Annotated in this window: 19 protein-coding genes; 2 read left to right on the plus strand and 17 right to left on the minus strand. The window is 72.8% G+C overall.

The window, feature by feature from the left end; translation table 11 throughout:
• Nucleotides 1-50: 50 nt before the first annotated feature.
• The 12 genes from O1G21_RS13405 to nrdR all read right to left on the minus strand — a co-directional run bounded on the left by O1G21_RS13405 (nucleotide 51) and on the right by nrdR (nucleotide 13,726).
• The gene (locus tag O1G21_RS13405; RefSeq protein WP_270143615.1) at nucleotides 51-1,073 is read right to left on the minus strand and encodes a carbohydrate ABC transporter permease; all 1,023 of its coding nucleotides are present in this window, start codon (nucleotides 1,071-1,073) and stop codon (nucleotides 51-53) included.
• 187 nt (nucleotides 1,074-1,260) lie between these two features.
• The gene (locus O1G21_RS13410) at nucleotides 1,261-2,646 is read right to left on the minus strand and encodes an ABC transporter substrate-binding protein (RefSeq protein WP_270143616.1); all 1,386 of its coding nucleotides are present in this window, start codon (nucleotides 2,644-2,646) and stop codon (nucleotides 1,261-1,263) included.
• Between the two features lie 332 nt (nucleotides 2,647-2,978).
• Nucleotides 2,979-4,193, minus strand: coding sequence for a cytochrome P450 family protein (locus tag O1G21_RS13415; protein ID WP_270143618.1), 1,215 nt, complete (start codon nucleotides 4,191-4,193; stop codon nucleotides 2,979-2,981).
• A gap of 76 nt (nucleotides 4,194-4,269) precedes the next feature.
• A complete protein-coding gene (locus O1G21_RS13420; protein WP_270143619.1) occupies nucleotides 4,270-5,508 on the minus strand; it encodes a cytochrome P450 in 1,239 nt (412 codons plus the stop codon).
• 25 nt (nucleotides 5,509-5,533) lie between these two features.
• Nucleotides 5,534-6,220 carry a GTP-binding protein gene (locus O1G21_RS13425; RefSeq protein ID WP_270143621.1) on the minus strand — a complete coding sequence of 229 codons (687 nt, stop codon included), beginning with the start codon at nucleotides 6,218-6,220 and terminating at the stop codon, nucleotides 5,534-5,536.
• The gene (locus O1G21_RS13430; RefSeq protein ID WP_270143622.1) at nucleotides 6,201-6,569 is read right to left on the minus strand and encodes a DUF742 domain-containing protein; all 369 of its coding nucleotides are present in this window, start codon (nucleotides 6,567-6,569) and stop codon (nucleotides 6,201-6,203) included. Before O1G21_RS13430 ends, O1G21_RS13425 begins: the two co-directional genes overlap by 20 nt.
• The gene (locus O1G21_RS13435; RefSeq protein WP_270143624.1) at nucleotides 6,566-7,003 is read right to left on the minus strand and encodes a roadblock/LC7 domain-containing protein; all 438 of its coding nucleotides are present in this window, start codon (nucleotides 7,001-7,003) and stop codon (nucleotides 6,566-6,568) included. The genes O1G21_RS13430 and O1G21_RS13435 overlap by 4 nt, the downstream gene beginning before the upstream one ends.
• Nucleotides 7,003-8,760: a sensor histidine kinase gene (locus O1G21_RS13440; RefSeq protein WP_270143626.1), complete on the minus strand. Its 1,758-nt coding sequence runs from the start codon at nucleotides 8,758-8,760 to the stop codon at nucleotides 7,003-7,005. The genes O1G21_RS13435 and O1G21_RS13440 overlap by 1 nt, the downstream gene beginning before the upstream one ends.
• Nucleotides 8,761-8,987: 227 nt before the next feature.
• Entirely contained in the window at nucleotides 8,988-9,146 is a 159-nt protein-coding gene (locus O1G21_RS13445; protein WP_333493556.1) for a Clp protease N-terminal domain-containing protein, read from the minus strand.
• A gap of 39 nt (nucleotides 9,147-9,185) precedes the next feature.
• Nucleotides 9,186-9,944: an SDR family oxidoreductase gene (locus O1G21_RS13450; protein WP_270143628.1), complete on the minus strand. Its 759-nt coding sequence runs from the start codon at nucleotides 9,942-9,944 to the stop codon at nucleotides 9,186-9,188.
• A gap of 163 nt (nucleotides 9,945-10,107) precedes the next feature.
• The gene (locus tag O1G21_RS13455; RefSeq protein ID WP_270143630.1) at nucleotides 10,108-12,990 is read right to left on the minus strand and encodes a vitamin B12-dependent ribonucleotide reductase; all 2,883 of its coding nucleotides are present in this window, start codon (nucleotides 12,988-12,990) and stop codon (nucleotides 10,108-10,110) included.
• Nucleotides 12,991-13,228: 238 nt separating this feature from the next.
• On the minus strand, nucleotides 13,229-13,726 hold the full coding sequence (nrdR, locus tag O1G21_RS13460; protein WP_270143632.1) for a transcriptional regulator NrdR: 498 nt from the start codon (nucleotides 13,724-13,726) through the stop codon (nucleotides 13,229-13,231).
• Nucleotides 13,727-14,254: 528 nt separating this feature from the next.
• Here nrdR and lexA point away from each other — a divergent pair.
• Entirely contained in the window at nucleotides 14,255-14,950 is a 696-nt protein-coding gene (gene lexA / locus O1G21_RS13465; RefSeq protein ID WP_270150969.1) for a transcriptional repressor LexA, read from the plus strand.
• Nucleotides 14,951-15,044: 94 nt separating this feature from the next.
• Here lexA and O1G21_RS13470 read toward each other — a convergent pair whose 3' ends face one another.
• The 5 genes from O1G21_RS13470 to O1G21_RS13490 are packed head-to-tail and all read right to left on the minus strand — an operon-like array spanning nucleotide 15,045 to nucleotide 23,029.
• A complete protein-coding gene (locus O1G21_RS13470; RefSeq protein ID WP_270143634.1) occupies nucleotides 15,045-17,168 on the minus strand; it encodes an ATP-dependent DNA helicase in 2,124 nt (707 codons plus the stop codon).
• A 12-nt stretch (nucleotides 17,169-17,180) separates the two neighbouring features.
• On the minus strand, nucleotides 17,181-19,004 hold the full coding sequence (locus O1G21_RS13475; protein ID WP_270143636.1) for an IucA/IucC family protein: 1,824 nt from the start codon (nucleotides 19,002-19,004) through the stop codon (nucleotides 17,181-17,183).
• Complete coding sequence (locus O1G21_RS13480) at nucleotides 18,982-20,424, minus strand: lysine N(6)-hydroxylase/L-ornithine N(5)-oxygenase family protein (RefSeq protein ID WP_270143638.1); 1,443 nt, start codon at nucleotides 20,422-20,424, stop codon at nucleotides 18,982-18,984. The genes O1G21_RS13475 and O1G21_RS13480 overlap by 23 nt, the downstream gene beginning before the upstream one ends.
• Nucleotides 20,425-20,432: 8 nt before the next feature.
• On the minus strand, nucleotides 20,433-21,092 hold the full coding sequence (locus O1G21_RS13485) for a GNAT family N-acetyltransferase (protein WP_405000635.1): 660 nt from the start codon (nucleotides 21,090-21,092) through the stop codon (nucleotides 20,433-20,435).
• The gene (locus O1G21_RS13490) at nucleotides 21,056-23,029 is read right to left on the minus strand and encodes an IucA/IucC family protein (protein ID WP_405000636.1); all 1,974 of its coding nucleotides are present in this window, start codon (nucleotides 23,027-23,029) and stop codon (nucleotides 21,056-21,058) included. Before O1G21_RS13490 ends, O1G21_RS13485 begins: the two co-directional genes overlap by 37 nt.
• Nucleotides 23,030-23,381: 352 nt before the next feature.
• Between O1G21_RS13490 and O1G21_RS13495 the strand changes: the two genes are divergently transcribed.
• Nucleotides 23,382-24,557 carry a trypsin-like serine peptidase gene (locus O1G21_RS13495; protein WP_270143641.1) on the plus strand — a complete coding sequence of 392 codons (1,176 nt, stop codon included), beginning with the start codon at nucleotides 23,382-23,384 and terminating at the stop codon, nucleotides 24,555-24,557.

Raw genomic sequence — 24,557 nt, forward strand, 5'->3', positions numbered from 1 at the left:
CGGGCCCCGGTCACTCGCCGGGTCCCGATCACTCACCCCGCCTCGATGGCTCACCGCACCTCACGCTCCCTCCGCAGCTGGACGATGTTGTAGGCCACCAGCGGCAGCACCGCGAGGAACAGCAGCACCGCGAGGGCACCGCCCCGCCCGTCGTTGGACTGCCCGAAGGACTGCGAGTACATCTCGTTGGCCAGCACCTGGGTGCCGAAGTTGCCGCCGGTCATGGTGCGGACGATGTCGAAGGCCTTCAAGGTGATGATCATTACGGTGGTGAGCACGACCATCACCGTGGTGCGGATCATCGGCACGGTGACGTACCAGAACAGCCGGACCCCGGTCGCACCGTCCAGCCGGGCCGCCTCCACCACCTCGTCCGGGATCGCCTTGATCGCCGCCGACAGCACCACCATCGCGAACCCGGTCTGCACCCAGACCATCACGACCATCAGCAGGAAGGTGTTCAGCGGCTGGCTGAGCAGCCAGTTCGGCGGGTCCGACCAGCCCACCGCGTGGGCGAGTTGGCTGAGCAGCCCGATCTGCGGCTGGTCCTTCCCGCGCGCCTCGTAGACGAACTTGAAGATGATCGAAGCGCCGACCAGCGAGATCGCCATCGGCATGAAGATCAGCGATTTGTACACCGACTGGCCGCGCATCCGGTCCACCAGCAGCGCCAGCACCAGGCCGAGGCCGGTCGCCGCCAGCGGCGCGACCAGCAGCCACAGCAGGGTGTTGACCAGCACCTTCTGCACCGAATCGGTGGTGAAGGCCCAGCCGAAGTTCTCGCCGCCGACGAACCTGCTGCCGTCCGCGTTGTGCAGGCTCAGGTAGACGGTGCGGATCAGTGGCGCCACCAGGCCGACCACCAGCAGCAGTACGGCCGGGCCGAGGAAGACCAGCACCGCCAGTGGGCGGGCCAGGCGGCCCCGGGCCCGGCCGGCCACCAGGAAGACCACCAGCAGGATGCCGAGGAAGCCCGCGATCGCGCCGACGCTGTTGCCGAACTTGACCGCCGCGTCACCCCAGGCGCCGACGGCCAGGGAGTCGGCGGCCGGCGGGGAGCCGGATACGGACATGGCTGCACGTCCCTTCGGGTCCGGTGAGAAGCGGGTGGGAAGCGGGCGGTGCCGGTCGGTGCGGGCGGGGGGGGGGGGGGGGGGGGGGGCCCCGCACCGCCCTCGACAGGTGGTCCCCGGGTACGTCCGGACGGCGGCTGCCTCGAAGTCCGGACGGCGGCTGCCTTGAAGTCCGGACGGTGGGCCGCTACTTGGGCCAGGCGGCGTCGATGTCGCCGGCGACCTTCTGGATCGACTGTCCCTCCGCGAACCAGGCGGTCAGCGACTTCCACTCCTGTCCGGAGCCGATGGCCGCCGGCATCATGTCGGAGGCGTCGAAGCGGAAGGTCGCACTCGGGTCGGTCAGCGCCTCCGCCGAGAGCTTGTCGATCGGGTCGGTGTACAGGCTCTTGTCCACGCCCTGGTTGGCCGAGACCCAGCCGCTCGCGGTCTTCACCCGGCTGCTCGCCCAGTCCGAGCTGGACAGGTAGTTCTGCACCGCCTGCACCTCGGGCCGGCCGGAGAAGGCCGCCAGGAACTCACCGCCGCCCTCGACCGGGTTGGCGATCGCCGGGTTGACCGCGGGCAGGTGGAAGGCGAAGACGTCACCGTCCGGGGCGACCTTGGTGCCTTTGGGCCACTGCGCCTCGTAGAAGGAGGCCTGCTGGAGCATCGCGCACTTGCCGGTGAGGATCGGCGCGCCCGCGTCCTGGAAGGTGGTGGTGGCGATCGACTTCACGTCGCCGTAACCGCCGTTCACCCAGGCCGGGTTGAGCATCCAGTCGGCGACGGTCCGCATCGCCGTGGTGATCTTCTGGTCGGAGAACTTCACCTGGTGGCCGACCCACTGGTCGTACACGTCGCCGCCGTACGTGCCCAGCACCACCTCCTCCAGCCAGTCGGTGGCCGGCCAGCCGGTGGCCGTGCCGGAGGCGATGCCGCCGCACCAGGGTTTGGGACCGCCCGCCTTGGCGATCCGGTCGCTGAGCGTCATCAGGTCCGCCCAGGTCTTCGGCACCTCGTAGCCGGCCGCCGCGAAGGCCTTCGGCGAGTACCAGACCAGCGACTTCATGTTGGCGCTCATCGGCGCCGCGTAGAAGGTGCCGTCGACCGAGCCGTAGGTCTTCCAGACCGGGCTCCACTTGTCCTGGTTGGCAACGGTCTGGGCGGGCGGCTTGACCACCTTGCCGCTCTTGACCATCTGCGCCAGCAGGCCCGGCTGCGGGATGATCGCGAAGTCCGGGGCGTTGCCGCCGGCCACCCGGACCGGCAGCTGGGACTCGAAGTCGTTGGAACCCTCGTAGCTGATCCTGATCCCGGTGCACTTGCTGAACTCGGCCCAGGACTTCTCCAGGTTGTCCGACTCCGGGCTGAGGATCGAGGCGAACATCGTCACCGTGGTGCCCGAATGTCCCGCGTACGGCTGGTACTTGGCGCAGTCGCCGGTCAGCGTCTGGGCGGCTCCACCGCCGTCACCCGAACCGCCGGAGCTGTTCGAGCAGGCCGCGGTCAGGGCCAGCGCCGCCAGCAGCGCGGGCACGGCGACCAGTCGGCGGCGGGAACTCTGGGACGGCACGGTCGGGTTGGGGGTCAATGCGGTCCTCCTCGCCAGGGCGAGCTGCCTGGGGTTGGCTGAACGACATTGCGCTGTACCGGAGATGGGCGGGCAGAAATCGCGGAGCGAGCGGGCGGCCGAACCGATTCGACGACGTTAACGCAGCCGTCGGCCGCCGCCAAGGTCCGTGGTCGACCTTCACACACCGGTGCCCCGACCGTGACCTCCGAAACCCGACGAGTCCCGAAACCCGACGACCTCCGAAACCCGACGAGCCCCGAAACCGCGCCCGCGAACACCGGACGACGGCGGCCACCGGACGCCGAGGCCCCGCCCGGAAGCCGGACGGGGCCCCCGCTCCTGGAGCGACGTCACCAGAGCCGGACGGGCAGCTCCAGCAGACTGTTCACCACCAGCGACGGGCTCGGCCGCAGGTCGCCGTCCGGCACCGCCAGCGACAGCCCGGGGAAGCGCTCGAACAGCGCCGGCAGTGCGATCCCCGCCTCCAGCCGGGCCAGCGGCGAGCCCGGGCAGACGTGCGGACCGTGGCCGAAGGACAGGTGCCGGGTCGGGTCCCGGGTGACGTCGAACAGCTCCGCCGTCACCCCGTGCTGCAGCGGGTCCCGGCCGATCGCGTTGTACGAGACCAGCACCGGCTCGCCCGCCGGGATCACCAGCTCGCCGACCTCGATGTCCGCGGCGGTGAAGCGGAACAGGAAGTTGCTGGTCGGCGGCGTCCAGCGGAGCGACTCCTCGACCACCGCGTCCCAGGACACCCGGCCCGAACGCACCAGCTCCAGCTGGTCCGGGTGCGCCAGCAGCGCCCGCACCGCGTTGCCGATCAGGTTCACCGTGGTCTCGTGGCCGGCCGCGATGATCACCCGCAGGGTGGCCGCCGCCTCCGCGTCGGTGAGCGCCCCGCCCTCGGTGTCCGCCGCCAGCAGCACGCTCGCCAGGTCCTCGCCCGGCGCCGAACGGCGCTGTGCCACCAGGCCGTTGACGAAGGCGTTCAGCCCGGCGACGGTCGCCTGGATGCCCCCTGGGTCGGGCTTGATGCCGAAGAACCGCTCGTACAGGTCGCGCAGCAGGCCGTGGTCCGACTCCGGGACGCCCAGCAGCGAGCAGATCACCGTCATCGGTAGCGGGAAGGCGAAGGCGGTCTTGAGGTCGACCACCCGCTCCCCGGCCGCCAGGCCGTCCAGCAGCGCGTGGGTGATCTCCTCCACCCGCGGGCGCATCAGCTCGACCCGGCGCGGGGTGAAGGCCTGGGCGACCAGCGCCCGCAACCGGCGGTGCTCGGCGCCGTCCGTGGTCACCATGCTCGGACCGGGCACCGCCAGGCCGATCAGCGGCCAGGTCTTCGGCACCTCACCGCGCTGGTAGGCCGCCCAGTGCCGGGCGTCCTTCACCAGCCGGGCGTCGGTGAGCAGGTCGCGCGCGGCCGCGTGCCGGGTCACCGCCCAGGCGGCGACCCCACCGGGCAGCACCACGGGCACCGCGGGGCCGGCGGCCCGCAGCAGGGCGCCCTCCGCGGCGTTGTCGCGGGCCAGCGGGTCGAGCGCGATCGGGGCCGGGACAGCGGTCATCGGCGGCAACTCTCCTTCACACACGGGGACTTCGCGTACGGGGACGTGGGGTCGACTCGGGCCGGAACGACGGGTGTCAGTGGCCCGGGGTGAACGAGACCGGCAGCGCGACCAGCCCGCGCACCCAGGCCGAGGGCCGCCACACCAGCGCGTGCTCGGCCACCGCCAGCCGCAGGTCCGGCAGCCGGTCCAGCAGCACCTCGATCGCGGTGGTGGCGATCACCTCGGCCGCTTCCTGGGCCGGGAACGGGCAGCCGTGCTCGCCGTACGAGTAGCTCATGTGCGCCCGGTTCCCCTCGGCCGGGCGGCCGTCGGGCTGGCGCACCGACGGGTCCGCGTTGGCTCCGGCGAAGCCGAGCAGCAGCATGTCCCCCTCGGCGATCCGCTGACCGCCGAGCTGGGTGTCCCGCACCGCCCAGCGGCCGGCGAAGATCTGGACCGGTGTGTCCTCCCAGAGCACCTCGTTGAGCGCCTGGCTGATGCTGCGCCGCCCGCCCGCCAGCGACGCGGAGAACCGCTCGTCGGTGAGCATCAGCCGCAGCGCGTTGGAGATCCAGTACGAGCTCGGCTGGTGGCCGGAGATCAACAGCACCCGCAGGTCGCGCATGATCTCGTCGTGGTCCAGGCCCGCGGGGTGGGCCAGCATGCGCGAGGCCACGTCCCCGCCCGGGTGCTCGGCCTTCGCCCGGACCACCTCGAGCATCAGCTCCAGCAGCCGCTGGGCGGAGGCCTGCGCGCCCGCGCCGCCGTCCAGCATGGTGAGCACCGCGTCGACCAGCTCGGCCGCCCGCTCCTCGTCCAGGCCCAGCACCCGGCAGAGCACCAGCAACGGCATCAGGTGGGCGTACTCGGCGACCAGGTCGGCCTCGCCGCGCCCGGCGAAACCGTCGATCAGCCGGTCGGCGATCTCCTCCGAGTGCTTGCGCAGCTCGTACGGGTCGATCCCGGCCAGCGCGTCGGTGACCGCGCTGGAGCGGCGGACGTGTTCCTCGCCCTCCGTGTACAGCATCGACGGCACCGGCGCCATCATCGGCTTCAACGGCCAGTCGGCGGGCAGCGTCGCCCAGGCGTGCCAGCGGCTGGAGTCCCGCCCGAACAGCTGCGGCTGGCCGGTGACCTGCTGCAGCTCGCGGTAGCCGATCACCAGCCAGGCGGGTACGCCGCCGGCCAGCTCGACCGGGGCGACCGGGCCGTGGGCGGCGCGCAGCTCGCGGTAGAGCTGGGCCGGGTCGGTCTGGAAGCGCGGCCCGTACAGCGGCGCGGCGCCGGCGTGCGCCGGGCAGCCCGGGGGCGGGGTGGCGGCGGGCTGGGTCACGGGGTGCTCTCCTCGTAGATCCGGATCACGGGGTGCTCTGCTGGTGGGTCGCGTCGGGTGCCCCGGCGAAGGCGACCGCCGCCTCGTCGGCGTCGGCCCCCACGAGGGCGGCCGCGTCGGCCCCGGCCAGGGCGGCCAGGTGGTGGACCAGTTCGATCAGCACCCGCTTGCCGGACTCCCGGTCGCGGGCGTCGCAGTCCACCAGCGGGACCTCGGGCGGCAGGTCCAGGGCCTCCCGGACCTGCTCCAGGGTGTGGCCGGGCTCGCCGAAGTTGTTGCGGGCGACGATGAACGGGGTGCCGTGGTGCTCCAGCCGGTCGATCGCGTACCAGGAGTCCTCCAGCCGCCGGGTGTCCACCAGGACCACCGCGCCCAGGGCCCCGCTGAACAGCCGGTCCCAGAGGAACCAGAAACGTTCCTGCCCGGGCGCGCCGAACAGGTAGAGCACCTGCTGCTCGGACAGGGTGATCCGGCCGAAGTCGAAGGCGACCGTGGTGGAGCGCTTGCCCCAGCTGCCGGCCGGGTCGATGCCCTCCCCCGCCCGGGTCATCACCTCCTCGGTGTTCAGCGGGCGGATCTCGCTGACCGAGCCGACCAGGGTGGTCTTACCCACCCCGAAGCCGCCGACCACGACGATCTTCAGTGCGTTGTCGGCACTCGCCCGCAGCGGGGTGCGCTCCGCCGGGGGGACGTCAGAGCCGTTGGAGGCCATGCAGCACCTGCTTCAGCGTGTCGAGATCGGGCAGCCGGGCCTTGTTCGGCGCGAACCTGGGGTGGCGGGCGGTGACCGCGCCGGACTCCAGCAGGTCGCCGAGCAGGATCTTCACCACCGAGACGGGCAGCGACAGCTCGGCCGCCACCTCCACCACGGCGGTCGGGGCCTCGCACATCCGCAGGATCCGGACGTGCTCCGACTGCATCCCCGGCGCCGGCTCCCGTTCGGCGACGATCAGGGTGACCAGGTCGAAGGCGGTCTCCGGGGCACGGCTGCGGCCGCCGGTGATGGTGTAGAGGCGGTCCGGGTCGTCGTCCCGGCCCGGCAGCACCGGCCCCCCGTTCATATCCCGGCGCTCTCGTCGGCGGCCCCGCCGGATTCCCCGCCCCGGGCGGGCGCGCTGAGGTGGATGCCGATCTGCTCGATCAGGCCGTGCATGTTGTGGCCGACCACGCCCACGTCCGCGTCGTCGTCCGTGACCACCGCGAGGTGCGCGCCCTCACCGGCCGCCACGATGCACAGGATGCCGCCGTGGAACTCGGTCATCGACTGCCGCACTCCGCCGCTGCCGTCGCCGAACTCGATCGAGGCGCCGTGCGCCAGGCTCTGCAGACCGGAGGCGATCGCGGACAGCTGGTCGGCCTGGTCGGCGCTCAGCCCGGCGGTGTGGCAGAGCTTGAGGCCGTCGGCGGACAGCACCAGGGCGTGCCGGGTGCCGGGCGTTGCGGCCAGCAGGTTTTCCAACAGCCAGTCCAGGTCGCGGTCGGTGGCGCTGCTCATCAGGAATCCTTGTCGGTGACGGGGGAAGCGTCGGGCGTGGTGTCGGTGTCCGTGGACGGCGCCGCCCCGGTGGATGCGGGCAGCGCCGGCTGGGCGGCCCTACGGAAGGCGCCGAACCGGGCGGCGGCGCGCGCCGCGTCGGTCCGTACGGGCTTGGCGGTCGGGGCCGCCGCCGGGGTGGTGGTGGCCAGCGTCTGCCCGCGGCGGCGCTGCGGCAGGCCGCTGTCGGTCATCCGGGCGGGAGCGGACGGGGCCCGGGCGGGGACGGTGGGTGCCGGGACCGCCGCAGTGGCCGGTGCAGCGGACGGTACGGCGCTGGGGGCGCTCGGCGCGCTGGGCGCGGGCGGCAGTGAGGCGGGCGCCGGGCGGGCGGGGGTGAGCGCGGGGCGCACGGCCTCGGTGGCGGGCGCTGACGCCGGGGCGGGAGCCGGGGTGGACGTCGGCACGGGGTGGGCGACCAGTTGCTGCGGGATCAGCATCACCACCCCGGTGCCGCCGCGCGCCGACGGCCGGAAGGAGATCTGCAGCCCGTGCTTGCGGGCCAGCACGCCGACCACCGCGAGGCCCAGCCGGGTGCCGGCGGACAGCGTGGCGAGGTCCAGCGGCTCGGCGGAGACGGCGCGTTCGGCCCGGCGCAGCCAACTGTCGCTCAGGCCCAGCCCGCTGTCCTCGACGGTGACCGCCAGACCGGCCGGCACCTCCTCGACGTAGACGTGCACCTCGGCCGGCGGGGCGGAGAAGTTGGTGGCGTTGTCCAGCAGTTCGGCCAGCGCGTGCATCACGCCCTCGGCCGCGAAGCCGGCGACCGCGGCGGTGCTGGCGTTGTGCAGCCGTACCCGCTGGTAGGCGCCGATCCGGCCGAGCGCGCCGCGCAGCACCGACTCCACCGCGATCGGCTTGGCCCACCGGCGGCCCGAGCGGGCGCCGGTGAGCACCGCGATGCTGTCGGCCATCCGGCCCGCCTGGGCGGTCGAGTGGTCCAGCCGCAGCAGGTCGCCGAGGACCTCCTCGTCGTGCCGGTGCTGCATCTCGCGCAGTTCGGCGTGCATGCTCGTGGCCAGCGCCTGGACCCGGCCGGCGGCGGTCGCGCAGACCGCGAGCGCGGCGGCCCGCAGCCGCTCGCCCCGGCCGATCTCCTCGCCGACGGCGCGCAGCAGCGCGTACTGGGGGTGCTCGCGGTGGGCGGCCAGCGCGCTGTCCACGGCCGCGCCCCCGCGCAGCTTCTTCACCACCTCGGGCAGCACGCCCTCCGGGATCCGCTCCAGCTCGGCCCGCTCGGCGGCGGCCCGCTCCCGTTCCGCCTCGGCCTCGGCCCGCTCGGTGTCCAGCCGGGCCTCCAGCCGGGCCAGCTCGGCGTGCGCGGAGGTGACGTCCGCCTCGGCCCGGGCCCGCTCGGCCCGGGCGGCGTCCCGTTCGGTGAGCGCGGCGGCGGCCCGGTCCCGGGCGGCCGTCTCGGCCTGCCGGGCGGTGCCGGCGGCGACCAGCGCGGCCCGGGTCTCCTCGTGCTGCGCGGCCAGCTCCTCGGCCAGCATGCGGGAGCGCTCGGCGCCACTCGCGGCGAGGCCGACCGCGATCAGCCAGAGCACCGCCACCGCGGCCACGGCGACGGCGGTGAGCGGCTGGTGCGCGCCCAGGGCCCGGCCGATGCCGACCGGCGCGGCGACCAGCGCCAGCAGGACGGCGGCCGCGGTCAGCGCGGCGGTGCGTGGCGCCGGGCGACGGCGCGGCCGACCGTCGGGGCTGGTGGCATCTCTCATCGGTGCGGTCCTCGGCAACGTCGGCGGGCGGCGGCGCGGGCGGCGGGTCGGCGACGTTCGCGGCCGCCGACGGCTGGTCGGGCGCATACCAGACCGCCCGGCGACGTCGCGAAACGTCTCCGGGCGGCTGATCGGTTCACGCTTTCGGCCGATCATATCGATTCAGACATTGGCCTCAACCCGCTAGTTGACGGTCAATCTCCTTCATTCACTCTGGACCGGGCCGCTCAGGCCCGTTTCGCCTCCACCGCCAGCCCCACGGCCGCCGGGTCCAGCCCGTGCTCGGTGACCACCCGCAGCCCGAGGCCGTCCTCCACCCGGAGCACCCCGAGCAGCAGGTGGCCCGCCGCGATCTCCCCCGACTTCAGCCGCAGCGACTCGCGCAGCGACCGGACGTCAACCCTGGTTGACGGCTGCCCGGGTGCTCACCCGGAACGCCGCGTCAGTGCCTCCTCGAAGGTCCCCCGCCCCACCGCCCGCTCCGGCGTCGTGAGCCCGCCCGCCCGCAGGGCCCGGCCGGCCGCCCCCGGGATCCGCAGCGGCAGCAGCACCCGCCGCCGGCCCGCCGCCCGCAGGTACGCCTCGGCCAGCTCCCGGTACGACCGCACCCGCGGCCCGCCCACCTCCGGCGCGAACCCGGCCGGCTCCCGCCCCACCAGCTCCACGACGTGCTCCGCCACCTCCCGGACCTCCACCGGCTGGATCAGGGCGCCGCTCACCACCGGGAACACCGGCAGCTTCGCGCTCAGCTCGAAGGCCTTCAGCAGCAGGTCGTGGAACTGCGTCGCCCGCAGCACCGTCCACCCCAGCCCCGACTCCCGCAGCACCCGCTCACAGCCGAGCTTCGCCCGGTAGTACGCGATCGGCACCCGGTCGATCCCGACGATCGACACGTACACCAGGTGCCGCACCCCGGCCTCCCGGGCCGCCGCCACCAGCCGCCCGAGCGCGGTCACGTCCTTCTTCCCCTGCGTGGTCGCACAGTCCACCACCGTCTCGACCCCGGCCACGGCCGCCGCGATCCCCGCCCCGGTCACCAGGTCCCCGACCACCCACTCGACCCCGTCCGCCGCCTCCCGCGCCCGCCGGCTCAACCCCCGCACCGCCACCCCGCGCGCCACCAACAGCCGCACCACCTCCCGGCCCAACGTCCCCGTCGCCCCGGTCACCAGCACCGTCCCCATCACCACACCACTCCTCTCGGAAGACGCCGTCACCCCCTACGGACCGGACACCGCCCGCATTCGTGACATCGGTGCCGCCGGGCAACGAAAAGGGGCGGGGCGAGGACCTGAAGTCCTCGCCCCGCCCTAGGCGTGGCTCACCCGCGCGGGGTCAGTCCGGCGGTCAGCTGCAGCCGCTGGTGGAGCCGCAGCCCTCGCAGAGGTAGCAGCTGCCGGCGCGGCGCATCTTGGTGCCGCAGGAGAAGCAGAGCGGCGCGTCGGCGTTGAGGCCGAGCTGGATCTCCATCAGCTCCGTGGAGTTGTGGGCCTGCTTCGGGGCCGGGGCGGGCTTGGGCGCCTCGACGGCCGGGGCCGGCTTGGCCGGGGCCACCGGGGCGGACTGGGCCAGCGACTCGGTGTCCAGCTCCTCGGCCTCCAGCGGCTCGTAGGAGCCCGTCTCCAGGTGGCGCGTGCGCTCCTCGACGGAGTGGATGCCGAGCGCCGAGCGGGTCTCGAACGGCAGGAAGTCCAGCGCCAGGCGGCGGAAGATGTAGTCGACGATCGACTGGGCCATCCGCACGTCCGGGTCGTCGGTCAGACCGGCCGGCTCGAAGCGCATGTTGGTGAACTTCGAGACGTAGGTCTCCAGCGGCACGCCGTACTGCAGGCCGACCGAGACGGCGATGGAGAAGGCGTCCATCATGCCCGCGAGGGTCGAGCCCTGCTTGGACATCTTGAGGAAGACCTCGCCGAGGCCGTCGTCCGGGTAGGAGTTGGCGGTCATGTAGCCCTCGGCGCCACCGACCGTGAAGGAGGTGGTGATGCCCGGGCGGCCCTTGGGCAGGCGCTTGCGGACGGGGCGGTACTCGACGACCTTCTCGACCGTGGCGGCGACGGCGGTCTCCTCGGCCTTGTCCTCGGAGTCCTTCTTCTTGGCCGAGAGCGGCTGGCCGACCTTCGAGTTCTCGCGGTAGATGGCGAGCGCCTTGACGCCCATCTTCCACGCCTCGAAGTAGATCTCCTCGACGTCCTCGACGGTCGCGCCGGCCGGCATGTTCACCGTCTTGGAGATGGCGCCGGAGATCCACGGCTGGATCGCCGACATCATCCGCACGTGCCCCATCGGGGAGATGGAGCGCTCGCCCATCGCGCAGTCGAACACCTCGTAGTGCTCGGTCTTCAGGCCGGGCGCGTCCACCACGTTGCCGTGCTCGGCGATGTGGGCGACGATCGCCTCGATCCGCTCGTCCTGGTAGCCGAGGCGCTTGAGGGCGCGCGGGACGGTGCCGTTGACGATCTGCATCGAGCCGCCGCCGACCAGCTTCTTGAACTTGACCAGGGCGAGGTCGGGCTCGACGCCGGTGGTGTCGCAGTCCATCATCAGGCCGATGGTGCCGGTCGGGGCGAGGACCGAGGCCTGGGCGTTGCGGAAACCGTTCTGCGCGCCGATCCGCAGCACGTCCTGCCAGGACTTGTTGGCCGCGAGCCAGACCGGGGCGTCCAGGTCGTCGAAGGAGACGGCGTCCAGCGAGGCGTCGGCGTGCTGCTTCATGACCCGCTGGTGCGCGGCCGCGTTGCGGGCGTAGCCGTCGTACGGGCCGACCACACCGGCGAGTTCGGCCCCGCGGCGGTAGGCGGTGCCGGTCATCAGCGAGGTGATGGCGCCGGCCAGGGCGCGGCCGCCCTCGCTGTCGTAGGCGTGGCCGGTGGCCATCAGCAGGGCGCCGAGGTTGGCGTAGCCGATGCCGAGCTGGCGGAAGGCGCGGGTGGTCTCGCCGATCTTCTCGGTCGGGAAGTCGGCGAAGCAGATGGAGATGTCCATCGCGGTGATGACCAGCTCGACGACCTTGGCGAAGGTGGCGGCGTCGAAGGAGTCGTCGTCGCGCAGGAACTTCATCAGGTTCAGCGAGGCGAGGTTGCAGCTGGAGTTGTCCAGGTGCATGTACTCCGAGCACGGGTTGGAGGCGTTGATGCGACCGGACTCGGGGCAGGTGTGCCAGTGGTTGATGGTGGAGTCGTACTGGATTCCGGGGTCGGCGCAGGCCCAGGCGGCCTCGGCCATCTTGCGGAACAGCTTCTTGGCGTCGACGGTCTCGATGACCTCGCCGGTCATCCGGGCGCGCAGGCCGAATTCGGTGCCGTTCTCGACGGCGGTCATGAATTCGTCGTTGACCCGGACCGAGTTGTTGGCGTTCTGGTACTGGACGGACGTGATGTCGTCGCCGCCGAGGTCCATGTCGAAGCCAGCGTCGCGCAGGGCACGGATCTTCTCCTCCTCCTTCACCTTGGTCTCGATGAAGGCCTCGACGTCCGGGTGGTCGACGTCGAGCACGACCATCTTGGCCGCGCGGCGGGTGGCGCCACCGGACTTGATGGTGCCGGCCGAGGCGTCGGCGCCGCGCATGAAGGAGACCGGGCCGGAGGCGTTGCCGCCGGAGGACAGCAGTTCCTTGGAGGAGCGGATGCGGGAGAGGTTGAGGCCGGCGCCGGAGCCGCCCTTGAAGATCATGCCCTCTTCCTTGTACCAGTCGAGGATCGACTCCATGGAGTCGTCGACGGACAGGATGAAGCAGGCGCTGACCTGCTGGGGCTGCTTGGTGCCGACGTTGAACCAAACCGGCGAGTTGAAGCTGAACACCTGGTGGAGGAGGGCGTGGGTCAGCTCGTGCTCGAAGATCTCGGCGTCGTCCTTGCTGGCGAAGTAGCCGTGCTTCTCGCCGGCCGCGCGGTAGGTGAGCACCACGCGGTCGATGATCTGCTTGAGGCTCCACTCGCGCTGCGGGGTGCCGACGGCGCCGCGGAAGTACTTGGAGGTGACGATGTTGACGGCGTTGACCGACCAGAACTCGGGGAACTCCACGCCGCGCTGCTCGAAGTTGATCGAGCCGTCGCGCCAGTTGGTCATGACGACGTCGCGCCGCTCCCAGCGGACCTCGTCGTACGGGTGCACGCCAGGAGTGGTGTAGATGCGCTCCATCCGGAGACCGCCCTTCGGGGCCTTGGCGCCCTTGGCCGCGGCCTTCTCGGACTTCGACCCGCGTGCGGAACCGCTCGTGGTGTCTGTCACTTCTCGCTCCTCCTCCTGGGCAAACGCCCGAAGTGCCCCGAAAAATCCGGGCACCGCTGGTTCGTTCTTCCGGTGTGCGGGCAGGCGGAGACCTCGCCCGCTTACGCACGGTTCGTAGTGTTTCGTGCCCCGATTTCGGGCACGCGTGGGCCCTCGCGGGGCCGGTGTGGTGCTGACGGCCCGCTGGGGGCCTGCGTTGTGTTGGCTGTGGCGGGCCCGCGGGGGCCCGGCGCGCCTCCTAGGGCGCGGCGGCGGGAACGGGCACGCAGGTGCCGTCCGCCTCGGTGGCGGGCCGCTCGGCCCGGAGTTCCGCGATGGCGGCCTCGAAGTCCTCGAGTCCGTCGTACGCCTGGTACACGCTGGCGAAGCGCAGGTACGCGACCAGGTCGAGTTCCTTCAGCGGGCCGAGTATGGCCAGCCCGACGTCGTGGGTGGTCAGCTCGGCGTTGCCGCTGGCGCGCACGCACTCCTCGACCCGCTGCCCGAGCTGGGCGAGGGCGTCCTCGGTGACCGGGCGGCCCTGGCAGGCCTTGCGGACTCCGGTGATCACCTTCTGCCGGGAGAAGGGTTCGGTGACGCCGCTGCGCTTGGTGACCATGAGCGCGGCCGTCTCCACGGTGGTGAAACGGCGACCGCAGTCCGGGCACTGTCGACGACGGCGGATGGAGCTGCCGTCCTCGGTGGTCCGGCTGTCGACGACGCGACTGTCGGAGTGCCGGCAGAAGGGGCAGTGCACCTGGGGATCCCTCCCTGGCAGGACGTGCGGACCGGTTGAGTCTATGCGATGTGCCCCCGGCCTCGGCAAGCTGATCATGCGACGCGACCACTAGTACTGGGCACGGAGAGGACTCTAGCCACTACATGTAGGCCTTCGGGGGAAGAGACACCCCTGGCGTGTCGGCGCCGATTAGACTGCCGGAGTCGACATCCGGTCGAACATTTACTCGATGTACAACAAAGCCTTGATCGAGTCAGCCAACTCCCGAATAATTCACTCGAACGTGTGTTTGGCGCAACCTTTCGATAGGAGGTGCGTTGGGCTGGAAAAGGGAGAGGACAGCCGTCGAGAGGGGCCGCCGTGAACACCATCGAAAGCAACACCATCCCGGTGCAGGAACACTCCCAGTTCAAGGTGGGGCAGCGCACCACGAATCAGCAGAGCGTGGACATCAGCATGGACCGTAGCGAAGACCACCGCCTCTCCGGCCCGGCCGTTTCCACCACGGGCCGCGTCCCCGACCAGCCGATCGAACACTCCACCACAATGGACGACACCCACTCCTCCCCGGCCCGCGCCATGCCCGGCCGCCCCCCCGGCATCCGCACCGACGAGGCCGGCCTCACCGAGCGCCAGCGCCGGGTGATCGAGGTCATCCGGGACTCCGTCCAGCGCCGCGGCTACCCGCCGTCCATGCGCGAGATCGGCCAGGCCGTGGGCCTGTCCAGCACCTCCTCGGTCGCCCACCAGCTGATGGCCCTGGAGCGCAAGGGCTTCCTCCGCCGCGACCCGCACCGCCCGCGCGCCTACGAGGTCCGCGGCGTCGAGGTGGCCCGCCCCAACACCGCCGAGACGGCCGGGCGCCCCTCCACCTCCTACGTGCCGCTGGTCGGCCGGATCGCCGCCGGCGGTCCGATCCTGGCCGAGCAGACCGTCGAGGACGTCTTCCCGCTGCCCCGCCAGCTGGTCGGCGAGGGCGAGCTGTTCGCGCTCACCGTGCGCGGCGACTCGATGATCGAGGCGGCCATCTGCGACGGCGACTGGGTCACCGTGCGCCGCCAGCCGGTCGCCGAGAACGGCGACATCGTGGCCGCGATGATCGATGGCGAGGCCACCGTCAAGCGGCTCAAGCGCGAGGACGGCCGGATCTGGCTGATGCCGCACAACCCGGCGTACGAGCCGATCAACGGCGACAACGCCACCATCCTGGGCAAGGTCGTCGCCGTCCTGCGCCGCCTCTGACCTCCACGCACACCACCGCACCACCGGAGAGGGGCTCCACCGCGACTGCGGGGAGCCCCTCCGGCGTTCAGGAGTCAGGTCAGGAGTCAGGGCCTCAGCCCCGCTTCACCACCGGCCGCACCGGCGGCGCCGAGGCGTCGATCGCCGCCAGCGAGCGGCGCACCTGGTTGCGGTCCGTGGTGTACCAGAACTCCGGCATCGAGGACCGGAAGAAGCCCCCGTACCGCTTGGTCTCCACCCGCGGGTCGAGCACCGCCACCACACCCCGGTCGTCCGCCGCGCGTACCAGCCGGCCCGCGCCCTGCGCCATCAGCAGTGCCGCGTGGGTCGCCGCGACGGCCATGAAGCCGTTCCCGCCGTGCTGTTCGACGTCCTTCTGACGGGCGCTCATCAGCGGGTCGTCCGGCCGCGGGAAGGGGATGCGGTCCATCACGACCAGCTGGCAGGCCGAGCCGGGGACGTCCACGCCCTGCCACAGCGAGAGCGTGCCGAACAGGCAGGTGGTCGCGTCCGAGGCGAACTCCCGGATCAACTCGCCCAGGGTGTCCTCCCCCTGGAGCAGGATCCGGTGGTCCAGGCGCTCCCGCATCGCCTCGGCGGCCGCCTGGGCGCCGCGCATCGAGGAGAACAGGCCCAGCGTCCGCCCGCCGGCCGCGCCGATCAGCTCCTCCAACTCGTCCAGCATGTCCGGCCGTTCGGGATCGCGCCCGGGATCGGCGAGGTGCTTGGCGACGTACAGGATGCCCTGCTTGGGGTACTTGAACGGCGAACCGACGTCGATCCCCCGCCAGTGCGGGACGGCATCCTCGCCGAAGCCCGGCTCCGGGTTGTCGCCGGGCGTGCGCTGGTCCGGCAGCCGGGTCTCCTTGGGCAGGCCGACCGAGCCTGCCACGCCGTTGAAGTCCCCGCCGAGCTTGAGGGTGGCGGAGGTGAGCACCACCGAGCGCTCCTTGTACAGGCCCTCGCGCAGCAGCCCGGACACGCTCAGCGGCGCGACCCGCAGCGAGGCGGTGCCGAGCCCGTAGCGGTCGCTGCGCTCGATCCAGACCACGTCGTACTCGGAGTCCTCCAGCAGCCGCTCGGCGGTCTCGTGCAGCGTCTCGGCCGAGGCCATCGCCTGCTTGCGGACCGCGTCCTCGTCGCTGAGCCCCTTGTCCCTGGTCTCGCCGAGCGAGGTGATCACCTGCCGGGCGGCGTCCCGGATCGCGGTGACCGCGTACGCCAGGTACTCGGGCAGCTCCTCGACCCGGCCGGGCTGGGCGGTCTCCATCAGGCCGTGGTAGTTCTCGGCGGCGGCCTGCAGCTGGTCCACGGCCTTCTCGTTGGCCAGCCGGGCCGCCCGCTTCACCGCCCGGTTGACGGCGCCGACGGTCAGCTCGGCGGTCGCCGCGCCGGTGACCCGGTTGACCAGCTCGTGCGCCTCGTCCACGATCAGCAAACCGTGCTCGGGCAGCACCGGCGCGCCCTCGATCGCGTCGATCGCGAGCATCGCGTGGTTGGTGACCACGACGTCCGCCAGCTTGGCCCGCTCCCGGGCCTTCTCCGCGAAGCACTCCTGCCCGTACGCGCAGCGGGTGGCGCCCAGGCACTCCTTGGAGCTGACGGACAGCTGCGCCCAGGCCTTGTCCGAGACGCCGGGGCTCATGTCGTCCCGGTCCCCGGTCTCGGTCTCCTCCGCCCAGTCGCGCAGCCGCAGCACCTCCTGGCCGAGCTTGCCGGTGGGGCCGCCGAGCGCGTCCACCGGGTCGAACAGGCCCTCGCCCTCGTCGCTCGGGGTGCCCTCGTTGGCCCGGTGCAGGCACAGGTAGTTGGAGCGGCCCTTGAGCATCGCGTACAGCGGGCGGCGGCGCAGCACCGGGTGCAGCGCCTCGACCGTGCGCGGCAAGTCCCGCTCCACCAGCTGGCGTTGCAGCGCCAGGGTGGCGGTGGCGACCACCACGCGGTCGCCGTGGGCGAGCGCCGGTACCAGGTAGGCGAGGGACTTGCCGGTGCCGGTGCCGGCCTGCACGAGCAGGTGCTCGGCGTGCTCGACGGCGTCGGCGACGGCCTCGGCCATCCGCACCTGGCCGGGGCGCTCCACGCCACCAACGGCCTCGACCGCGGCGTGCAGCAGCTCGGGGATCCGCGAGCGCGGGACGGTGACGGCTTCCTCGGCCTCGTCGCCGAGGTCCGTCGCCCGCTGGGATTCGGAGTCGTGGGATTCGGAGTCGTTCGTCATGACCCTTCCACCCTACGGGGCGGGGGTGACAATCCGGTCCCGCTGGGCCGGAGGACGCACCTCCACGACGACCAGCGCGTTCGGCACCGTCCCGTGCCGCACGGCGTGCGGGCGGTGCGGGCGGTCCTGGTAACCGTCCATGATCAGCCGGTTGCGGTTGAGGCAGAGCCGGTCGATCCGGGGCCGGAACAGGTCGAACAGCTCGAAGCGCTCGCGCAGCTCGGGGAAGCGGTCCTGGTAGCGGTGGATCTCGGTGCGCAGCAGGGCCCAGAACTCGGTCTCGGGCAGTCCGGTCTGCGCCTCCAGCAGCGGGGCGAGGTAGCGGAAGACGCCGATGAACAGCCCGGAGTGGATGAACTGGCAGAGCCCCTGGGGGTCGTCCCGCAGCAGCACGCCGGCGGCCTCGGCGGGCAGGTCGCGCAGTTCGGGCAGGTCCTGGTCGCTGAGGTTGACGTCGTCGACGAAGTCCTTGACCGCGAGCCGGGTCGGGGTGCCACGGTCGTCGAAGACCACGATGGCGTTCTCGCCGTGCGGGGAGAAGACCAGTCCGTAGCGGTAGAGGAAGTGCAGCAGCGGCGGCAGCATCGCGGCGAACAGCCGGCCGGTCCACTCGGCGGGGGTGAGGCCGGAGCGGGCGATCAGCTCGGCGGCGAGCGCGCGCCCGTCGGAGCCGGTCTGCAGCAGGGCGGCGAGGGTGCGGGCGCGTTCGTCCGCGGCGAGGAAGGGGCCGAGCGGTTCGCGCCAGATCGCGCCGAGCAGTTCCTTGTACTGGTACGGCGATTCGGGCATCTCCCGGTAGAGGGGGTGGTCGACGGTGACGGAGGCGATCTCGCCGAGCAGGATCACCCGGCACTCGTCCCGCAGGTACGGGTCGGCGTCGCGCAGCCCGTGCAGCCAGGCGGTGACGGCGGGCGCGGCGAGGGTCCGTTCGACCGGCAGGCCGCGCCAGACCAGGGTGTTCAGGATGGACAACGGCAGCTTGACCGTGCAGCGCTCGGGGTGGGCGGTGTTGAAGAAGGAGCGGATGGACTGCTGGGGCAGCCGTGGGTCGCCGTCCGAGGGCAGCGGGACGATCTCGCCGGAGGCGATCCAGGGCGCGAACAACGGCAGGATCGTCTCGTCCCACTGCCAGGGGTGGACGGGCAGCAGCAGGTAGTCGTCGGCGCCGGCCCCGAGCGGGGCGCGCAGCGCGTCGAGGTCGTCCACTTCGCGGCCGTACAGCTGCTCGGGGTGTTCCAGACCGGGCACGCCGCGGTACTGGGCGAGCCGGCGGTGGACGGCGATCCAGGGCAGCGGGCGCGGGCTGCGGGCCTCCGGAGTCCAGCGGGCGGCGTCGGTGCCGGAGAAGCCGATCCGGCCCTTGCTGGGGACGATCCACGGGTGGCCGCCCTGCCGCCCCTCCAGCGCGGGGTGGTCGAGGTCGGCGAGTTCGGCGGCGGTGAGCGCGGTGGCCAGCTGGCGGGCGTCGGCGGTCAGGGTGGCGGTGAGCTCGCGGATCAGGTGGGCGGTGGTCCCGCCGCGCATCCCGAGGGTCTCCCGGGCGTACGGGAGGAAGCGCAGCGGGTCCAGGCCGTCCGGCTGCGAGCAGCGGATCGACTCCGGGTCGACCTGCCAGCTGTCGTAGGCGCCGCGCCGGGCGGCGAAGCGGTACTCGGCCCCGGGCAGCTTGAGCAGGTACTCGCCGTCGAGGGCGCCCGGGACGGGCCTGAGCAGGTCCTCGTAGGCGAACTCGCCGAGCATCTTGGCCAGCAGGGCGCGGCCGGCCCGCCGCCAGTGCCCTGCGGTGAGGTGCGGGGGCAGGTAGAGCGGCGGTTCAGCGGCCGACGGTTGCGGCACGGGTCAGCTCCTGGGGGCGGGGGACGACGGTGTCGGGCTGTGCGGTGTGGACGGTCAAAACGGTTGGGACGGTCGAGACGGGCGGGACGGGCGGCGCGAAGCCGGTCCAGGCGGTGCGGTCGGGCAGCCGGTGGACGGTCCGGCCGGTGACGGCGTTGAGGATGACGGCGGCCCGGTGGGCACCGAGCCCCAGGTCGGGGGTGCCGACGCCATGGGTGTGCAGTTCGGCGTTCTGGACGTAGAGGCCGCCGGTGAGCCCGGGCCGGGTGGCGACCCGGTGGTCGAGGTCGACCCGGTAGCGCCCGGACTCGTCCCAGTCGATCAGGTGGGCGAGCGGTTCGAGCGCGGCCGGGCGGGCGGCGCGGTAGCCGGTGGCGAGCACCACGGCGTCGGTGCGCAGCACGTGCTCGGTGCCGGAGTCGGTGTGCCGGCAGTGCAGTTCGAGGCCGCCGCAGGGGCCCGGGCGGGCCTCGGTGACGGCGGTGCCGGGGGTGATCTCGACCGGGGCGGTGTCGATCGGGCGGCCGATGGTGCGCTCGTAGAGGTGGTCGTGGATCTCGGCGAGGGTCTCGGCACTGGCGGCCTTGTGCAGCTGCCACTGGGCGGCGACCAGGGTGTCCCGGACCGGGCCGGGCAGGCTGTGGAAGTAGCGGGTGTAGTCGGGGGTGAAGTGCTCCAGGCCGAGCTTGGAGTACTCCATGGGGGCGAGCGCCCTGGTCCGGGTGAGCCAGCGCAGCCGGACGCCGTCGCCCTCGTGGCGGCGGAGCAGGTCGAGGAAGACCTCGGCGCCGGACTGCCCGCTGCCCACCACGGTGATGTCCCGGGCGCCGGTCAGGTCGGCGCGGCGGTCCAGGTACTCGGCGGAGTGGAAGGCCCGCGGGTGGTTCGCCAGGGCGGCGAAGGCCTCGGGCAGCACGGGGCGGGTGCCGACGCCGAGCGCGAGGTTGCGGGCCCTGACCTCGCTGCGCAGCCCGGTCGCGGTGTCCGTCAACTCGACCCGGAAGCACGCGCCGTCCTCCGGGCCGGCGGCCCAGTGCAGGGCGGTGACCTCGGTGCCGAAGCGGCAGTTGGGCAGCCGTTCGGCGGCCCAGCGGCAGTAGTGGTCGTACTCCCGGCGGGGCAGCTGGAAGCGCTCGGCGAAGTAGAACGGGAACAGCCGGTCCTGGGCGCGCAGGTAGTTGAGGAAGGACCACGGGCTGGTCGGGTCCACCAGCGAGACCAGGTCGGCGAGGAAGGGCACCTGCATCCGGGCGCCGTCCACCAGCATGCCGTGGTGCCAGCGGAACTCCGGGCGCTGGTCGCAGAAGAGGGTGCGCAGTCCGGGTACGGGCTCGGCGAGGGCGGCGAGCGAGAGGTTGAACGGGCCGACGCCGACGCCGAGCAGGTCGTACGGCGGGTCGTGCGGGAGGGAGGTGTCCACTGGGTGTCCTAGGCGGGGTGCGGGTCTCGGTCGCGGACCATCAGGGCGGCGCGCTTGTCGGGCAGGTCGAGTTCGGCGGCGACCCGGAATCCGGCCCGTTCGAAGGCCCGGACCGAGCGCCGGTTGCGGACGTCCGGTTCGGCCACCACCCGTTCGCAGCGCGGCCGTTGCCGGAGAATCATTTCTGCGAGGGCGGCCAGCAGCTGGGCCCCCAGGCCCCGGCCGCGGCTGGCGGCGGGGCCGAGCAGCAGGTGCACGCCGGTGTCGTACGGCCGAGCCGGATAGTGCGCGGCGAGCGGGTCGAGGTCGGCCCGGTAGACCTCCCAGTAGCTCATCGGCGCGCCGTCGAGCAGGCCGAGGCAGGGCAGGCTGCGTCCGTCGCCGTCGAGTTGGGCCCGGACGTGCCGTTCGGTGACGGCGGGCGGCCCGGCGAGCGCCCAGAACTCGTCGACCTCGGGGTCGTTCATCCAGCCGGCGAGCAGTTCCAGGTCGGCGGGCAGCCGGACCGGGCCGAGCCGGAACCGGCCGGCCGGGGTGGGGACTTCGCCCCACCCGGGCAGGTCGTCCGACGAGTTGCCTCCACCTCGCTCCGCTCGGCGGGGGCATTTGCCCACACGCACCTCTTGCCGGTTCACTCTCCCCCGGCCTCCGGCCGGGGGGACCCCCACCGCTCGCGAACTGCCTCCGCCACCGGGTTGGGGATGTCCACGTACACGGACTGGGTGGCGACCGGGCCGACCAGCTCGTCCAGACCGTTGATCCGGGTGAGCAGGTTGGCCTTGCAGGGCAGGGTGGGCGCGTCCAGCAGCAGCGTGGGCAGCGCCGAGCCGGTGGCGGCCGCCCGCGGGCCGGCCAGGAACCGGCGCAGCCCGGCCAGCAGCACCGTTTCGTCGGCGAGCCCCTGGGAGCCGAGGGCGCCGATCAGCCCGAGCACGTGGTTGATGCCGAGGTAGTAGGTGAAGTGGTGGTCGATGACCGCGTCCGGCAGGAAGGTGTCGCTCTGCGCGCCGAGTCCGGGCAGCCGGGCGGTGAGCCGCTCGGCGGCGCTCTCCCGGTAGTAGTAGCCCTGGTTGTCGCGGTAGCGGCCGCCGCTGGGCCAGCCCTCGGCGTCCAGCAGGACGATGCTGTTCTGCTGGTGCGCCTCCAGCGCGATGCCGCCCCGGCCGTCCAGCCAGAGGACGGGCAGCACGACGGCCTCCAGGTAGCGCAGGAACCATTCGGCGGCCACGGTGCGCAGCGGGCGCCCGGTGCGGGCGGCGAGCGAGCGCAGGGTGTCGCCGAGCCGGGAGGGCACGGTGGCGCCGGTGCCGCGCGGCTGTTCGGCGACCAGCCCGGCCACGCACAGGGCGCGCTCGGCGGGCGCGAAGGGCTGGGCGCGCAGCACGGTGTCCAGGCCGCCCGGGTCGCCGAGGCCGGGGTGGTCGACACCGATCCAGGCCGGGTCGCGGACGATGTCGAAGCCGGGGTGGGCGGCCCGCCACTCGGCGGCGAGGCCGCTCTCCAGCAGCCGGTGCATCTCCAGGCCGCGGTGGAGTTCCTTGCGCAGGTTCTCCCGGCGGGAGTTGGTGATCCGCAGGCCGAGCGACAGCTTGAGCATCCACGGCGTGCCGGGCCGGTAGACGGTGCGCACCGAGGAGGTGGGGTACCAGGGCTCGCCGGCCGGGCCGAGGTCGTGCAGCAGCCCCTCGGCGAGCAGCGCGGCGACGGCCGGGCGGTGGGCGAGTTCGCGGGCCTGCCAGGGGTGCAGCGGCAGGGCGGCGGTGCCGGGCGGCAGAGCGGTGCGGTGGCCGAGCAGGGCGGCGGTGAGCCGGTCGGCGCTCTCGGCGACGGCCGAGCCGGCCGCGAGCAGGGCACGGTCGACGGCGTACCAGTGCAGTTGGAAGGAGCCGTGGAGTTCGGGCGAGTAGGCGGCGCTCTGGGCCGGGCCGAGGCCGTCGCGGCTCTTCGGGGTGGGGTGCAGCGGGTGGCCGAGCAGCAGGGACTGCTCGGCGGCGAGGAAGTGGGAGCGTTCCGGTCCGCCGGGTTCGGCGGCGGTGCGGCGGTGGGTGAGGATCTCGGCGGTGCGCACGACCGAGTCGGCGACCCGGGCGGCGAGGTCGGCGACCTGTCCGGGGTCGGGCCGGTCGGCGGCCGCGGCGGCGAGGAGTGCGGCGGCGGTGACGGCGTCCACCGGGGCCTCGGCCCCCTCCGCCACGACACCGCCCTCGCCGGCCGAGAGGGTGGCCGGGCCGAAGCGGTGCCAGCCGCCGGGCGACCAGTAGCGGACCGGGGCGGCGAGCCGGGCGGCGCCGCCGAGGACGTCGATCCGCAGTCGGCCGTCCGGTCCGGGGCGGGCTCCGGTCTCCCGGGTCCAGCAGCGCAACAGGGCTTCCACGGCGGCCTGTTCGGCGGCGACTGCGGGATCGGGGTGCAGCAGCGGGTCGGGCCCGAGCCCGTGTTCCTCGCTCGCCTCCGGACGCTCACGGTCCGGCGCCGACGGTCCTCGCTCCTGCACTCGCTCCGCTCCCTCGTCGCTCGTCACTTTCGGCGCCGGCGCGTCCTTCGGCTCGCAAGGGGGGCCCGCGGTCGGCGGTACGGGCGGGGCTCCGGTGAGGGCGGTGCTCAAGGCTGCTCCTTGGTGCGCGTGGGGGTGCGGACGCGCTGGTGGTGGAGGGGGTCGGCGGGCACTCGCACCGTCGCGTCAGGTAAGGGTTACCTATCCCTGACGGGAGATCACAAGGACTGATCACTCGTCCGGGTGAAGACCGGGGATAGTGCACCACCGGGCGGGGCGGCCCTGCTGTGCCAACGAGAGGAACGGTTCCGCGTCACGGATCGGTGACCTCCGGTCAGCTCCGGAACCCGGGGGGCGGCCGCCGCCGTCCTGCACTGCGATGGAAGACTCCAGGGCGGCGGGCCGCCACACCGGAGTCCGATCCGAGACCGGAATCCGACCGAGCACAGGGGGAAGCGCACAGATGCCATCGATCCACCGGTCAGCCCTGGCCGCCGCCCTGGTCGCCGGAACGCTGCTGGCCGTGAGCGCCTGCGGACCGGACGGCCCGGCGGGCGGCGGCAAGACCGCCGCGCCGCCGCCCGCCGCGGACGCGAGCGCCTCGGCGACCCCGGGCGGCGGCGTCATCGGCGGGATCACCCTGCCGTCCGGCCTGCCGAGCAGCCTGCTGGAGGGCCTGCCGAAGAGCTGGGACGACCTGAAGAAGTGGAAGTTCGACGACTGGGACAAGTGGGCGTCCAAGCACGTCTTCAACAACCCGGTGGTGAAGGACTTCTGGAACCCGGACAAGATGGGCGACGCCAAGCCCGCCGACCCGGCCCCGCCCGCCAAGCCGGCCGCCGACAACGGCGTGACCGACCCGGAGCCGCCGGTGGTCAAGGCCGTCCAGGTGCCCCGCCCGTACCTCAAGCAGCCCTCCGGGAAGGTGTTCTTCTCCGCCCAGGGCGGCCGGGGCAACTGCTCGGCGACGGTGATCGCCGACCCGCAGCACCCGGGCAGGAGCAACCTGGTCTGGACGGCCGCCCACTGCGTCCACGAGGGCAAGGGCGGCGACTTCTACAAGGACCTGGTGTTCGTCCCCGCCTACAACAACTCGGGTGCCTCCAGCGGCGGCAAGAAGGCCCCACTGTCCGAGCTGGCCCCGCTCGGCACCTGGTGGGCCGACCAGGTCGTCACCTCCCCGCAGTGGATGGTGGAGGGCGGCCCGACCGGTGACGCCGCCAACCAGTACGACTTCGCCGTGATGCGCGTGCACAACCAGAACGACACCGGCAAGTCCCTGGAGGAGACGGTCGGTTCGGCCGCCCCGGTGTGGTTCGACGCGCCCCGCGACCAGCTCAGGGTCTCGGCCGTCGGCTACCCGCTGGTCAAGCCGTTCGACGGCCAGGAGCTGTACAGGTGCGACGGCGGCAAGCCCACCCGGCTGTCCTTCGACGCCAAGCGCCCGTCCATGCTGACCATCGGCTGCGACATGACCCAGGGCGCCAGCGGCGGCGGCTGGTTCGCCACCATGCCCGACGGGAAGACCGCCCTGGTCAGCAACACCTCGATCGGCACCCAGGAGCACACCTCGCTGAGCGGGCCGTACCTGGAGACGGTCGCCAAGCAGGCCCTGGACTGGATCTCCAGGAAGCAGTGA

This window comes from Kitasatospora cathayae (assembly GCF_027627435.1).
GTDB classification, from domain to species: domain Bacteria; phylum Actinomycetota; class Actinomycetes; order Streptomycetales; family Streptomycetaceae; genus Kitasatospora; species Kitasatospora cathayae.